The sequence below is a fragment of the Nostoc sp. UHCC 0252 genome, from assembly GCF_034931145.1.
Taxonomy (GTDB): domain Bacteria; phylum Cyanobacteriota; class Cyanobacteriia; order Cyanobacteriales; family Nostocaceae; genus Nostoc.
Map to the genome: position 1 here is coordinate 87,301 of NZ_JAYGHE010000014.1, position 14,779 is coordinate 102,079.

The following is a 14,779-nucleotide window of genomic DNA, read 5'->3' on the forward strand; positions in this document are numbered from 1 at the left end:
ATTCTGCGATCACCTTGCGTCTTTACATGATAAGACGTAGATTACCAAAACAAATTACCCATAAGTAATTAATCAAAATCTTTCAATATCATGTGTTTTTTTAAGTCAAAACTGATTATCCCTTCTTCTTGTAATTTGCCGATCAATCGTGTAATTGTTACCCTGGTAGTGCAGCAGGCGCTAGCAAAATCCTCGTGAGTGAAGCGAACACTTAGGCGAGTTCCCTCCGGCACAGTTTCACCAACTTCCTGTTTCAAAAGTTGTAATAGATGCTGTAAGCGTTCTTGTACTCTTCGCCTTCCAGAAATAGCTAGAAAAGATTCTGTTTGCTGTAACCTCTGATTAATTTTTGGTAAAAGGATATGGCTCATAGTTGGGGAAGTTTCTATTTCTGCCGAGTAAATTGATACCAGATCAACATCCGAAAGAGCCGTTGCTTGGTAGATACTGAGAGATGTTAAACTAGAGCCAAAAACCATTCCTGCTCTTGCCAATCCTATTAAAACTTCTTCACCCGTTTCACAGTAGGTATTAAGTTTAACTAAACCCTGAGAAACATAGAAAATTACTAATGGGTTCAGGGAAATAGTTTCTCCTTTAGAATATTTATGTACAGGACGATCGTGGAAGAAGTCACTATCATTTTTGACAACAGCTAATCCTCTTTGTTTTCGTTCACTAATATTACGTACTATCCAGCGCAGAGAGGTTGCCTTACCCTGCGAATTACGGGCAACTGCCACTGTCAAAGCTGCATCAAATAAATCGCCATGACGTTGTTGCAAGCCTATCAATAGCTCTTTAACTCTATCTGATTGCGATAGCTGAATAAGTTCACTACGAAGGTGCTGACGTTCTTCTAGAGGGACAAAGTTAGTCATTGGTTTACCCACTAAAAATTGCTTTGAAACATTGAGCAATTTAGCTGCGGTGAAGTTAGCTTCTTGAATGATTCCTTCTGTATTAGTCACTAAATAAGCATCAGGTGCAAATTCGAATAATTCTTGATAATATTGGCGTTCTGTTTCTAACCAATTCCGTGTTTGTATTAGTTCTTCATTTTGCTGATGGAGTTCTTCTGCTGCTAACTGCACTACCTTTGACGTGTTATAAAGTTCCTTAAAAGCTTGTGGCAGCAGATCCGGTGAAATCCAAGGTAATACGCTAGCAGTTTCGTATAAATCTGTTAAACGCTTGTGCAATGTTTCTGTGCGTTGGATAAATTTTTCTATGTTCACCTTAAATAGCCGCTACTTGTTTGCAGAGATTGAGCAAAAAAATCTACTATTAGTAGGAAATACCAGAGTGTTTATTCGTACATTTAACTACTCAGATACTGTTTTGCAATAGAACTTACGGCATTTTGCTAAGTATTACTTCTACCTTTGGTAAGATAATTCGGTAAACTCAGCTATATGACCGCTAAATGTGCTGATCTAACAGGGTATATGAAAAGTCTTATTGTCGATATCAAAAGTTTTGTATTCTTCTAAATCCGTGCTATTTACTCCCGAAGTGGCTCAAGCGGCGTGGGTTAAGGGAGAGCTAAAAGCGCCTAAAGTCATAGTGAAACACTTTTTAAACAACCCATAAGATTATGCTAATTTGTGATTAAATTTATCAGCCAGTGACAATTATGACTAGCAGAGAAATTAGATAAAACAGCACAATCAGAAAGCTCTGGATCTAAGCCTTAAGCCCTTTTTCTTTTTTAACCCACATTGTCATTCCCCCAACGAATGATTTAGTGCTAATAATCGAATGATTTAGTGCTAATAATCATTGTCTTCATAATCACCCAGAATAACTGATAATCTTTTCCCTAACGTCCATCACAGGCATCAAGCTACTACCACCAAAGACATATAATCTAGGTTAAGTTTATTTGTGCCTATAAATACGTTTTTTTAACAAAAAGATTCCTGGATTATTAGAAAAGTCGGTAAACTGAGCTTTTCAATTTTCCCAAATTCATTAAAAAATAATTTAGCGCAAGCAAGAGTAAGACTAATCGATATTAATAAGTTAAGAGCATTTGTATAGAGCATTACATGACAACTTAAGAATTATCCGCCTCTTTAGTTAGAGGATAAATGAAGTAGTAAGCTGGTGTAATTTAACAATGCGTAACAGCTAATCAACGCGCAAATCATAAGGAGTGATGAGTAAGGTGTCAATACGATAAAATCTCGTCACTCCTTTTATTTACTTCAATTTACAGCGTTTTTCAAGTAATTGAACTACACTGACCTACTCCGCATTCCCCGTCTCACTCATGATCTAAATACCTGAAAACTGCTGTCTGTATTAGCTTAACGGATGCCATCATTATGAATAGCGCTGTAGCTGACGCAAAAATGCTTTGGGACTATATAACCTTAGAATTGCATCGATCGGATGACCCGATGCATCTAATATAGCAGTCCTAAATCATTTGTGAAAATCCTATACCTCTTTCTTCTTTCTTCCCTTTGTGTCCTTGGCGTTCTTGGCGGTTCGTTTCCTTATCTATATTTTTCACGACTCATTTAGGATTGCTATATATAGTGATAGTAAATGCTATTTGCCTGTAGTTGTCCGCTCCAACCTGGTATACAGGTATTTATTTACAAAAGGTACTTCATAAAGCTCAGGTTTTATTAAAAATTCATATATTTGCTGCTTTGGTTACTGAAATACGCTAGTTAAGAGTTAATTTCCTATAAAGTAGCTTTATCAAAAAATCAGTAGTATTTCTCTTTTAATAACAAGCTAAATACAACTAAAGTGTAAATGGTTGTGCTGGCTTAGTTGATAAACAAAAACGTCAGCTATTTCAGGTGTATCTATTTGCTAATTTTCTATCAGAGTGATTCAGCAGTCTTGAAATAACAACTCTTTTTATTAAAGAGAATTTTCCATTTCCCTTAACTCAGGGAATTTGATTTGGTACGCTTAGGCTTTTTCCGATAATCAATGTACTAGTAATTGCTAGTACTTACTTAAGTATAAAACCTAATGTTTTGGTTTTATAGAATGATGACCTCTATTGTAAGCCTGCGGTTTTATTTATAACTAAGAATAAGCACAACTTTTTGAAAGTTTAAATATTTATCAACCCATTGTGCAAATTTCCATGCAACAATACTTTTGTCGTTTTCTGATACTGGCATTAGGAACAAGTTCGACTTTCATGATTACTCCATGTCAAGGTCAAACTCCGGTAAAGCCCAACAGTCAAAATTCTGATAATGTTAGTTCCCTATCTTCAAATTCACCTTCATCTGTCCCATTGAGTGATTCTGCAAATTCTACTAATAACAAACCAACTATCCTTTCTGAGGTAACTAATAACTCTTCTACTGCCAATGGCAATATAACTGCAACTAAGCCAAAGCCACGGCTTCCTATATTCAGTAGAATTTTTCCTACACCTTCGATGCAGCAATAACCAAAGGCTAATATTTTAGTGAAAATATCACTCCAGCAAAAGAAATTTTAATTATTCTCTTTTGCTGGGGTGAGAAAAATATCACCCATAGCGGTTTATTCTCAGGTAGGGGTAATTCATGAATTGCCCCTACCGCTTGTGGTTTTACGTAAGCCCTATATTAATGCACCCTACAAATATCGGATAATTAATTTTTTACAACTTCAAATTCCAAGCAGCAAAAGCTAAAGTACCCCAACCAGCGAGAAAAGCTGCACCGCCTAGTGGCGCGATCGCTCCCAATGACTTAATGCCGGTTAAGCTAAGGGCATACAAGCTACCTGAGAAAATAGCAATGCCAGCGAGAAACAGCCATCCACTGGCTACGAGAGTAGGTTGAGGTGACTCGGTACGACTAATTAGTATTGCTACTAGAAAAAGTGCTAGAGCATGATACATTTGGTAACGAGCGCCAGTTTCAAAAATTTCTAGCGATCGCTCACTAATTTTTTCCCGCAAGGCATGAGAAGCAAAAGCGCCAGCAGCAACTGACAAACCGCCTAAAATGGCAGCCACGCTTAAAAAAATCTGCGTCATTAGACTTAGCTGTAAGTTGATTATTAGTCATTGGTCATTAGTCATTGGTCATTGGTCATCAGTTAATAACAAAGGACAAAGGACTAATGACAATTAGACATCAAAATGATATGATACAGCCCCTTCTTCGTTCACCTTAAAGTTTGCATTGAATTCTTTAGCTTTTTCGTCTAAATATTGTCTGGCGTGGGCTGCGGGTAGTTTTGATTGCATTGCAAAGCCTAAAACAGTTACGCGCCCATGATTGTCTTGTAGCATCTCATAAAAAAGAGATTGCAGGCGATCGCTAACTTGCTGGTTGAGCGCCTTTTTCTCCTGTCGACTTTGACGGTATAATCCTAATGCTAGCCAAGTGCCCAGTGTGAGGCTAGGAATGCCAAAAATTAAACGTTCTACTGTAGTATCATCAATTACAGGGGTATTTGTTTGTGAGAACTCAATCGAACCATCCCAAGCTACGGGTAGTGTGATTGATTTTTCCATAGTCGTTTTATTAAATACCTCTGCTGCTGATAGAGTTACAAACATGAATCCCATTGTCAGTAGCCAAGCTGTGGCCAATTTTTCAGCAGTTTTCATAGTTCCACTTCAGATTTACACTTTGCTAGCGATTTTAACCTGACTTTTGCAAAGGTTCTACTATATCAATCTACTCCTAGCGATGGTTTTTAGCTTTTGTACCGAAATTTTGCTTACCTTGCTAGTGAGTAGATAACCAAGAGATGCGAATTATACGTAGTTTGCACTTTAGCGAAGACAGTGCAAACTACGAATCTATCAAATTGAATTTGACAGGCTAATAATATTTATCTTAGTTGCGTGTAGCTTCCAGTAAACGGGAAAAATAGAAGCGAGTCTTCGTCATCGCTTTTCGTTGCAATGAAAAGCCATTACTTTCTAAAATTTTCACCACATCAGCCTCACGGTGCAAATATGCACGAGTAGCTTTACTTGGCCCAGGAAAGAAACTGCCAATTTTCTTCAGTATACTCAAGGCGCAGGTCTTCGGCGCAAAACTGAGAATTATCCGCGACTGTGCTAAAGAACAGAGGTGAGATATCATCTCATCCGCTTTTTCTTGAGGATAGTGGATGAGAACATCCAAGCAAATAACGGTATGGTAACTCCCACTCAACGATTCTAAATCCTGCACGGCAAAAGTAGGATTTTCAGCATTTGACAAGGTAAGCTTTGCTCTATCCTTACCTTCTTCCACCATTTTCTCAGAAATATCAGTGGCATAGACTTTAGCACCATCTACCGCTAAGGGAATGCTGAGACTACCAACACCACACCCAGCATCGCAGATTGATAGCTCTGGTAAATTGTTATCAGCCTTCAACCAGCCGATAACTGTATCTACGGTTTGCTGGTGTCCATTGCGAATGTCTAGTTGGACTTTGTTGACTTCGCCATCGCCGTAAATTCGCTTCCAACGGTCAAACCCTGTGGAATTGAAATACTCACGAACAATCGTTTTATCGTCGGCTGCGTTCATAAACTCTGATTTTTAGGGGTTCCCAATGCTTAAAATTATCATTGATAGGAACCCATAAGAGCGGTCTTCCAGATTTTTCTAGATATGGTGGATAGAGGTAGGGGCGCAAATATGTGCGCCTCAAATCATTCAAACTAAAAGTGCTATGAGCTATTTTCTACTATTTATTCATTTATTTTTTTCTACTATAAATTCTATTCTTCTTTCAACCTGTAGATGTAGAAAACACCTTATTAAGGTGATATCATAATTGCGATCGCAACATTTACGCTGTTAAAAGCTTTATTATTTGTAACCAATAAGACTGAAGTAACAGAAATTTTAAGTATAATTTCTGATATTAATGGTAATTTTCCTATTTAGGCTTAATTATTAAACATGGCACTGAACTCGCTAACAGACAGTCCTATCGTTGCATTTACAATTCTCCTAACAGTAATCTTTACCGTACCCCCTATATTTGAGCGGCTACGGCTACCTGGATTAGTGGGGTTGTTGGTGGCAGGGATATTACTAGGGCAAAATGGGTTACAGTTATTAAATCATAAGTCTGAAACTATTAATCTGCTCTCGGAAATAGGCAAACTTTATTTAATGTTCGTAGCAGGTTTAGAAATTGACTTACAGCAATTCCGTAAAACGAAAAATCGCTCGATTGGGTTTGGCACTTTAACCTTTATAGTTCCACTCATCGCCGGCATTGCAACAGGAAGATTATTTAATTTTAGTTGGAATTCTTCCGTCCTAATTGGCTCTTTACTGGCCTCTCATACCCTCTTGGCATATCCAATTGTGAGTCGTTTAGGAGTGGTAACAAATGAAGCTGTAACCGTTACAATTGGTGCTACAATTTTTACTGACACAGCTGCTTTGCTAGTATTAGCGATTTGTGTTGGGATTCACGGGGGGGAATTCTCCGCTTTAAGTTTAGCGATTTTATTAGGTGGATTAGCAATTTACACTGCTGTTGTCCTGTTTGGCTTTGACTGGGCAGGAAAAGAGTTTTTTCGCCGCTCTGGGGATGAACAAAGTAACCAGTTTTTGTTTATCTTACTAGCATTATTTCTGGCATCTGTCGGGGCGCAGGTCATTGGAGTTGAAAAAATTGTTGGTGCTTTTTTAGCAGGTTTAGCTGTCAACGATGTTCTGGGACGTAGCCCAGTCAGAGAAAAAATCGAATTTATTGGTAGTGTTTTATTTATCCCTTGTTTCTTTGTAGACATGGGATTATTGATTAATATTCCTGCATTTATTAAAACCCTCAGTTCAATTTGGCTGACTCTGGTAATTGTAGTAGCTTTGATTGGCAGCAAATTTATAGCAGCATTCTTAGCCAAATTACTGTATCGCTACAACACGGCGGAATTGCTAACGATGTGGTCATTGTCGCTACCACAGGTAGCAGCTACACTAGCAGCAACATTGGTTGCTTATGAAACGGTAAATCCTGCGGGTGAGCGCTTAATCAGTGAAGCCGTCTTGAACAGTGTGATTGTGCTTATGCTGGTGACAGCTGTTCTGGGCCCCATAATAACAGCACGATTTGCTCCTTCACTACAGCTTTCTCAGACAGATTTTGAAACAGATAGTTTGACAACTTGGTGGCAAGGTAATGAAGATGAGCAAGTAGAAAAAAATCAGTATCCATTTACTGTGGTAGTGCCAATATACAACCCCCAAACCCAGCGCTATTTAATAGAAATGGCAGCACTACTGGCTAGTCATGAATCTGGAAAGATTGTGCCATTGGCTATTACTAAAGCACATATTCAGATGGATGATCCGCAATTAGTAACTGCACTTGACCAAAGTCGAGAAAGATTGAATTTAGCTAAAGAAATCAGTCAAGAATTTGAGGTGGAAGTATCACCAACAATTCGGATTGATGATGATGCAGCTTTGGGGATTAGCCGCACCAGTCGAGAACAAAACGCTAGTTTAGTAGTGATGGGTTGGTCGCGGACAACAGGTTTGCGTGCCCGCTTATTTGGTAATGTAATTGATAGTGTTTTCTGGTCTTCTCACTGTCCAGTCGCAGTAACACGCCTCTTAAGTAGCCCTAAAACGATTCAAAGAATTCTTGTACCAGTTGGAGATTTAACGCGCCAAACTATCGGTGCTTTGAGGTTTGCTCAGATTTTGGCTGATGTTAATCAGGCAGAAGTAGTGCTGTTACACGTATCCAATCGCAAAACACCGCCTAATCGAGTGGAAAACTTTGTATCTCAATTGTCTGATATTACTTCTAAAGGCCAGTTACAGGTGAATACGAATATCCAAACAATCAGGAGTGATGATATTGCTAAAACCATAATTCGGGAAGCTCAGTCATTTGATTTAGCGGTGTTACGTTCCGTTCGTTATCGCACAGCCGGCGGATTAGCCGTCAGCGAAGTAACAACGCAGTTACTTCGAGAATTGAAGTGTTCAATTGTGTTGCTTGGAGAACCTCACTCATGATCTGGGGAGTAGTGTGGGCTACTCTTCATAAATCAATGAAAGGTGCGATCGCACTAAACTGTTTAATGAGCTTGTAGCCAATTAAGCAAATCAGCGATCGCACTAAAATCTAACAAAGCCTCACCCAGTGCTTCCAACTGTTCTAGAGAAAGACTTTGAATTCGTTCCCGAACTTCGTCGGGTAACTCTCCTACCCGTTTTTGTAGCTGTCGTAGGACGAGTGCTTGCTCACCTTCCTGTTTTCCTTCCTGTTTTCCTTCTTCCTTTCCTCGCTCGTAGCCAATGCGCTCGCCTGTAGTGATGTAACTCATGGTACGCTCCTGCTCGAATAACTTAAATTCTTGCCAAAATTCTGCTTCTAACGCTTTTGGTAAAATCATAACCCAATCGATAAAACGATAGAGGTTGCGAATATCCCTTTCTTGCAGTCCTTGTTCATATAATCGTCGAATTAAGCTAAATTTCCAATTTTTCCGTTCTCCTGGCTGTTTACTGGTTTGCTGGGTTTTCAAATGTGCCATTACCACCGTTGCAAAGGGATTATCGCTATTTTCTAACTCTGTCCATTGTTCTTGATAATCCAGCAGTTTAACAGTTCCAAATCTAAAATTCAGACCACAATCAGGATAATTGTAACTGTATTGATTTGGCCTCCAAGTAGAGTCAGCATCACACAAAATTGCTAGGCTAATGGCTGGTTGAGCAAATTTGTCAAAAATTCGCAGGTTGTAAGAAAACATCCTTTGAGCAAAGACATCTTCCGATTTAGCCTGAACTTCGACATGAATCAACAGCCAAATTTCCTCCCCTTGAATTTGCCAGACTTTGACTAACTTATCTGCATATCTTCTACCAAGTTCAGCGTCCCGTGCTATTTGTTGAAATTCCTTATCGAGAAACTCGTGGGGACGTTCCCAATTAATTAATGCTGCGGTTTGGGGGAAGAAAAACTTCATTGCTTGGGGAAAGTAAGCTTCTAATATTTCTTTCCACGGCGAATCGTTATCGGCTCTTTCTCGTTCCTCGATCATCAGTTGATTGGTAAGTTTATGTTCTTAATAGTAGGGTGTGAGCAGCCAATATTTTTCAGCAGGTTAGAAGTTCCTCTTTCGCAAACATTCCCTTTAGCTTGTAAATAAGTCAAAATGAGACTTGATGCTTAAGGTTGTTTTTGGTGCGATCGCTCATCGTCTTCCAACAATTCGCCACAGTCATTATAATATTTTCACCTCAAACGACAGGGAGAAATAACAATCGCTCTCCACGGGAGTTTCATTTTTCTCCGAAAATAGCAAAAATTTTTCATTCAACAAGAAAAATTTACTCATCCTATTGTTAATTTTTGTAAAATTGATGTCTTCAAGACTAGAAACCTGATATCTAGATAGCTAAACTAACAAACAGTGCATCTGTACTGTTAATTATTAAAAGTAGATGTGGCGCTATAGCCTGAATGATCCCAGTACAACTTATCCTCAAAAACTTTCTTAGTTACCGTGATGCAACTTTAGATTTTCGTGGTTTGCATACGGCTTGTATTTCGGGTTCCAATGGTGCGGGTAAATCTTCACTTTTGGAAGCAATCACTTGGGCAATTTGGGGTGAAAGCCGCGCCACTGCTGAAGATGATGTGATCTATTCTGGCGCGAAAGAAGTTCGGGTTGATTTTACTTTCCAAAGTAACCAGCAAAAATATCGCGTGATTCGTACCCGAATTCGGGGAGGTACTAGCGTTCTTGAATTTCAAATAGAAATACCATCTGGGTTTCGCTCACTCACTGGCAAAGGGGTAAGAGCAACCCAAGATTTGATTTTAGAACACATCAAGCTCGATTACGATACATTTATTAATTCTGCTTACTTACGTCAAGGGCGTGCAGATGAGTTCATGCTCAAACGCCCGACGGAACGCAAAGAAATTTTAGCGGAGTTGTTGAAACTTAATCAGTATGATGATTTGGAAGAACGGGCAAAGGAATCTTCTCGTCAGTTCAAAGCACAAGCAATAGAGCTAGAACGTTCTTTGGAGTCGATTAAAACTCAGCTGCAACAACGCCAGACAACCGAAGCGCAAAGAGTCGAGTTAGAAGCTGAACTCAACCAACTGCAACAGGTACAAGCTTTTGATAATATTCAATTACAAAGTTTGCAAGTTGTCCAGCACCAGCGCCAAAACTGGGAACAACAACTTAGCTTTATCAAGCAGCAATACCAAAATCTTACCCAAGACTGCGATCGCCTCCAACAAGAACAATCAGCTATTGGCTCTCAGTTATCAGATTTAGAAAAAATATTACATCAAGAAGCTGAAATTAAAGCTGGATACGCCCAATATCAAAGTCTCCAATCTCAAGAAGAAGCCTTTGCTGCCAAATTTGAAGAATATACCCGCGCTCAACAGACTCGCCAACAAAAGCAACAACAGCTTACCAAACAAATTCACGAAATCGAACGGCAACTGCAACAAGCTCAAGCTCAAATCGAAGCTTTGCAGCAACAAGAGCGAGATATTCAGCAAACTCTGACTAAATCAGGTGAAGTAGAAGCTGCTTTGTCACAGCTAACCGCAGCCCGTCACCATGTTGCTCGTCTAGATCAACTGCAAATGCAAGTTACTCCGTTGTTGCAACAACGAGCAACTTTACAAAGCCAACTTGATCGCACTCATGCTGGTTTAGTAGCGCGGCTCGAACAATTGCAAAGTACTGAGAACCAATTGCAACGCCAGCACCGCCGCCAACCGCAACTTCAACAAGCAGTGATGGATGTAGCAATTCAGATTGAGGAACTGGAGAAAAAGCGGGTTTATCTGCAACGAGTCCAAGAAAAAGGGCATGAAAGACGACACTTTATTGAACGTCTGCAAGCTCATCAACGGGACTATGAAAAACTGATGGGCGAATTAGAGCAAAAATTGCTTATGCTCCAAAATCCTGAAGCACTTTGTCCATTGTGCGAACGCCCTTTAGACGAACATCACTGGAGCCGGGTAGTAGAAAAAACCCAGGCTGAGTTAGAGGATACCCAAGGGCAGTTTTGGGTAGTGCGGGAACAAATGGCTGTGTCTGACAGAGAGATTCAGGTACTTAGGCAGGAATATCGGGAAATTTCTCAACAATTAGCGAGTTACGATGGTTTACGTGAACAACGGGGACAGTTAGCAGCCCAGTTAGAAGCTACAACTGATGTCCAACAACAGTTACAACAAATTGCTGCTGAAAAACAACATTTAGAGCGATCGCTCCAAGCTGGTGATTACGCTCCCGATAAACAAGCTGAACTCCGGCAGCTAGACCAATATCTGCAACAAGCTAATTATAATGAACAAGACCACGCCCTCGCCCGGAGTGAAGTTGAGCGGTGGCGATGGGCAGAAATTAAACAAGGGCAAATTAAAGATGCTACTAAGCGACAAGCGCAACTATTAGCCCGAAAACCAGAATTACAATCCCAAATTGCTCAATTACAAGCCAGAATCCAGCAAGATCAGATTGATTCGGAATGTGCTAAACAAATCGCGGCTCTTGAGCGTCACATTACTGAAATTGGCTACAGTTCCGAGCAGCACAACAATCTGCGTATAGCTGTTCGCCAAGCTCAATCTTGGCATTTGCGGTATCAACAACTGCTCTCAGCCCAACAGCAGTATCCCCAACTCCAGACGAGATTGCAAGAGCTGGAGGATTCCAGAAGCGCCAGAGTAACCGAGCGGCAAAAACTCGGCGGACAAATCGAAAGCATTATCCAGCAATTACAAGCAACAGCTAACCCATCTGCCCAAATTCAAGCCCTAGAGCAACAGTTAGCAATACGCAGACGGCAACTGGATGAGCAGATAGCAAAGTTGGGGCGTTTAGAACAACTGGCGCTTCAACTGGAAACGCTGCAAATTCAGTATGAACAACAGCAGCAGCAATTACAATCTTGCAAGCAGGAATATCGTGTTTATCAGGAATTAGCGCAGGCTTTTGGTAAAAATGGTATCCAAGCACTGATGATTGAGAATGTGTTACCGCAACTGGAAGCCGAGACAAATCAACTACTTTCGCGGCTGAGTGGTAATCAGTTTCATGTCCAATTTATTACCCAAAAAGCTGGGCGCAGTGCTAAATCAACCAAGAAAAATGCCAAGCTGATAGACACCTTAGATATTTTAATCGCCGATTCTAGAGGAACGCGATCTTATGAAACTTACTCTGGTGGAGAAGCTTTTAGAATTAACTTTGCCATCCGTTTAGCCCTAGCGAAATTATTAGCGCAACGGGCAGGAGCGGCGTTGCAGTTGTTGATTGTGGATGAAGGTTTTGGTACACAAGATGCCGAAGGATGCGATCGCTTGATTGCAGCGATTAATGCGATCGCTTCCGATTTCGCTTGCATCCTGACTGTCACCCACATGCCTCACCTCAAAGAAGCTTTCCAAGCCAGGATTGAAGTAAATAAAACTCAGGAAGGTTCGCAGTTGAGCTTGTCAATTTAACAGGAAGAATTCAGGAGTCAGGAGCCAGAATTCAGAATGAAGTCTGTTTGACTGGCGGATAAATGGGCTGAGTTCCCGCCTAATTAATTCAGAATTCTTCTTTAATTGAATTTCACCCGTGCATCCAAACCTAATGAGCGGAGCTTTTTCGATAACGTTTCTGCTTGGGCGCGATCGCTAAATGCTCCAGCACTCACATAATCCCCTAGATGGGATTGCTCTGTGACAGCATTGGGTATATGTTGTTGCACTTTACTCAGAGTATCATTACTGGAAATTGGTATTATTACTCTGTAAGGATTACTAGCAGCTAACGTGTTGCCATTAGTCCCAGGTACGGCATAGCCATTGGCAGGAGGTAATACATAGCGATTATTCTCAGGTGTAGCATAGCCAGTATTAACAGGTACTAGATAGCGATTAGTCTCAGGTAATACATAACCATTAGCCTCAGTATAATTGCCCTCAGTTGAGCTATCCAACCCTAATGCTTGCCAAGTTGGCCAATCTACATTTCCAGTAGGATTAATTCGAGAATATTGCTGGAATGCAATCACAGATTCTCTGGTGTAATCGCTGAAAAAGCCATCAGAATTGGTATTAGAGAAACCCAACTGCGATAAACGCTGTTGTACTAATACGACATTATCTCCGCGATCGCCTACAGTCAGATAATCTCTGCTCGGTTGTTGAGTAATAGATCCACCTGTGGAGACTCTACGCACTGCTTCCAAAACTTGAGCATTGGCGATGCCATCAACAGGTAGGCGATAATTTTGCTGGAATTGGATCACAGCATTTCTAGTTATTGGGCCAATAGTCCCAGTAGGATTAGTATTAAAATAACCTAACTGCTGCAAACGCACTTGTAGTTCTCTCACTTGTTGAGTAGAAAGACTCGACGATCTAGACGATCTAGCTTGAGTTGGAGAGGAACCTAACAGTGCATTCCAAGTTTGTCGATTCACAATCCCGTTAGCAGCTATACGATAATTTCGCTGCAATTTGATCACGGCATTTCTAGTCATTGGGCCGAAATTACCGTTGGGAGTAGCATTCAAGTAGCCTAACTGCCGCAGACGCTGTTGTAACCTTGTGACGGCTGCACCAGTTTTGCCTTGAGAGAGAACAGGATATTGACCACTTGATTGCGATGCACTAGTAGTTCTACTTTGACACGCTCTTTGTAATGCTTGTTGCGTATTAATACCTATAACTCCATCAGGAGTTATTCTATTAGCTTGCTGGAATTTGATTACAGCATTTTGAGTCAGACTAGCAAACTTGCCACTGACTGGGCCGTTGAAGTAGCCTAACTTTTTTAAACACCTCTGGCTACTGCTCACTTCCGGCCCATTACTTCCGATTTTTTGAAGTGCTAAAGCTTGCCCTGCAATACTCACAAGCGCCGTAATTATTGCCACAGACAAAAGACGCATCGCTGCACCGCTAGATAACTTTTTCCAATTCAAAAATTTGAAATTAGCTACGGTAGGAACAACCTTGATGCTTTCAGATGCCTCATAGAATGAGGCAAGCCTGGTTAAATAGCTATTCACCCCTGTTTTCACTTGCTTTTTTTCAAGTTATGACCATACAAGATTATACTAATTTCTCTGTGTCATGTTTGTTATTTGTATGATTCTTTACAAGTAATATTCCAGAAGAAGCAGGAGGTAGGGGAAATGCTCTGAACAAGGGATAAAAAAGGGAAAAAGAATTAAAAGAGCATCACAGTTTAAGAGCAACAAAATTTATGGAATTGTTATTGCTCTGGTTTTTCAGGCTGTTGTTCATCAACTTTTTCAGTATTACCTGCTTTCACCCACCCTTCTTGTTCGCTACCTTCCAAACGGATCTTTTGCCAAGCATTATCCTCGCTTTGTTGCAAAATAATAATTTTTTGATTAAAAGCAACCCCACCAATTTTTTCAGCTTCTTGATTTGGTTGCGATCGCAAACTCAAGCCTTCAGCCCAATTAACACGCCCTCGGTAAGCTCCCGATGGTAATGGTTTTGTAGCCTTTGGTGATTCTGTGGGAGTAGGACTTGATTTTGGAGACGATTTAGTAGATGTCCCAGGTGTCAGGCTGGGTTTAACTCCTCCAGGCTCAGTTCCTTTTGGAGCTTGAGCTTTCACCGAGGGACTATCGTTAGAATAAACAGGTTTGGCAGGGGGTATGCCGGTGCGATTCATAAAATAGAGTGCAATTGCAGCGCCACCGCCTATTAGCACAGCGATCGCTAAGAAGATCCCAAGTATAAATTTTGTTAAGCCAGACAACATAGTTAAAACCCGATCGCCAGTTGGTAAATAGTCAATAGTCAATAGTAA

10 protein-coding genes are annotated in these 14,779 nt (G+C 40.5%); 3 read left to right on the top strand and 7 right to left on the bottom strand.

The features are described 5' to 3' along the window. Positions 1 to 68: 68 nt before the first annotated feature. Positions 69 to 1,238: a PAS domain S-box protein gene (locus VB732_RS11610; protein WP_323230985.1), complete on the bottom strand. Its 1,170-nt coding sequence runs from the start codon at positions 1,236 to 1,238 to the stop codon at positions 69 to 71. Positions 1,239 to 3,115: 1,877 nt separating this feature from the next. Here VB732_RS11610 and VB732_RS11615 point away from each other — a divergent pair. Next, complete coding sequence (locus VB732_RS11615) at positions 3,116 to 3,430, top strand: hypothetical protein (RefSeq protein WP_323230986.1); 315 nt, start codon at positions 3,116 to 3,118, stop codon at positions 3,428 to 3,430. A 195-nt stretch (positions 3,431 to 3,625) separates the two neighbouring features. Here the strand turns inward: VB732_RS11615 and VB732_RS11620 are convergent, their stop codons facing one another. The 3 genes from VB732_RS11620 to bchM form a co-directional block, all read right to left on the bottom strand. Next, complete coding sequence (locus tag VB732_RS11620) at positions 3,626 to 4,006, bottom strand: DUF423 domain-containing protein (RefSeq protein ID WP_323230987.1); 381 nt, start codon at positions 4,004 to 4,006, stop codon at positions 3,626 to 3,628. A 93-nt stretch (positions 4,007 to 4,099) separates the two neighbouring features. Next, complete coding sequence (locus tag VB732_RS11625; protein ID WP_323230988.1) at positions 4,100 to 4,585, bottom strand: hypothetical protein; 486 nt, start codon at positions 4,583 to 4,585, stop codon at positions 4,100 to 4,102. 232 nt (positions 4,586 to 4,817) lie between these two features. After that, positions 4,818 to 5,504 carry a magnesium protoporphyrin IX methyltransferase gene (gene bchM / locus VB732_RS11630; RefSeq protein ID WP_323230989.1) on the bottom strand — a complete coding sequence of 229 codons (687 nt, stop codon included), beginning with the start codon at positions 5,502 to 5,504 and terminating at the stop codon, positions 4,818 to 4,820. Between the two features lie 378 nt (positions 5,505 to 5,882). Between bchM and VB732_RS11635 the strand changes: the two genes are divergently transcribed. After that, on the top strand, positions 5,883 to 7,964 hold the full coding sequence (locus tag VB732_RS11635) for a cation:proton antiporter (RefSeq protein WP_323230991.1): 2,082 nt from the start codon (positions 5,883 to 5,885) through the stop codon (positions 7,962 to 7,964). 62 nt (positions 7,965 to 8,026) lie between these two features. On the opposite strand, the gene VB732_RS11640 is transcribed toward VB732_RS11635, so the two are convergent. Beyond that, entirely contained in the window at positions 8,027 to 8,995 is a 969-nt protein-coding gene (locus VB732_RS11640; protein WP_323230992.1) for a DUF4351 domain-containing protein, read from the bottom strand. A 422-nt stretch (positions 8,996 to 9,417) separates the two neighbouring features. Between VB732_RS11640 and VB732_RS11645 the strand changes: the two genes are divergently transcribed. Further along, positions 9,418 to 12,444 (top strand): SMC family ATPase, encoded by a 3,027-nt coding sequence (locus VB732_RS11645; RefSeq protein WP_323230993.1) that lies wholly within the window; start codon positions 9,418 to 9,420, stop codon positions 12,442 to 12,444. Between the two features lie 101 nt (positions 12,445 to 12,545). Here VB732_RS11645 and VB732_RS11650 read toward each other — a convergent pair whose 3' ends face one another. Further along, a complete protein-coding gene (locus tag VB732_RS11650; protein ID WP_323230994.1) occupies positions 12,546 to 14,003 on the bottom strand; it encodes a peptidoglycan-binding protein in 1,458 nt (485 codons plus the stop codon). 206 nt (positions 14,004 to 14,209) lie between these two features. Next, positions 14,210 to 14,731, bottom strand: coding sequence for an SH3 domain-containing protein (locus VB732_RS11655; RefSeq protein ID WP_323231024.1), 522 nt, complete (start codon positions 14,729 to 14,731; stop codon positions 14,210 to 14,212). Between the last annotated feature and the right edge of the window lie 48 nt (positions 14,732 to 14,779).

Coding starts and splice junctions, on each gene's coding strand:
- VB732_RS11615 (WP_323230986.1), top strand. CDS start 3,116: ATGCAACAATACTTTTGTCGTTTTCTGATACTGGCATTAGGAACAAGT.
- VB732_RS11620 (WP_323230987.1), bottom strand. CDS start 4,006: ATGACGCAGATTTTTTTAAGCGTGGCTGCCATTTTAGGCGGTTTGTCA.
- VB732_RS11625 (WP_323230988.1), bottom strand. CDS start 4,585: ATGAAAACTGCTGAAAAATTGGCCACAGCTTGGCTACTGACAATGGGA.
- bchM (WP_323230989.1), bottom strand. CDS start 5,504: ATGAACGCAGCCGACGATAAAACGATTGTTCGTGAGTATTTCAATTCC.
- VB732_RS11635 (WP_323230991.1), top strand. CDS start 5,883: ATGGCACTGAACTCGCTAACAGACAGTCCTATCGTTGCATTTACAATT.
- VB732_RS11640 (WP_323230992.1), bottom strand. CDS start 8,995: ATGATCGAGGAACGAGAAAGAGCCGATAACGATTCGCCGTGGAAAGAA.
- VB732_RS11645 (WP_323230993.1), top strand. CDS start 9,418: ATGATCCCAGTACAACTTATCCTCAAAAACTTTCTTAGTTACCGTGAT.
- VB732_RS11655 (WP_323231024.1), bottom strand. CDS start 14,731: ATGTTGTCTGGCTTAACAAAATTTATACTTGGGATCTTCTTAGCGATC.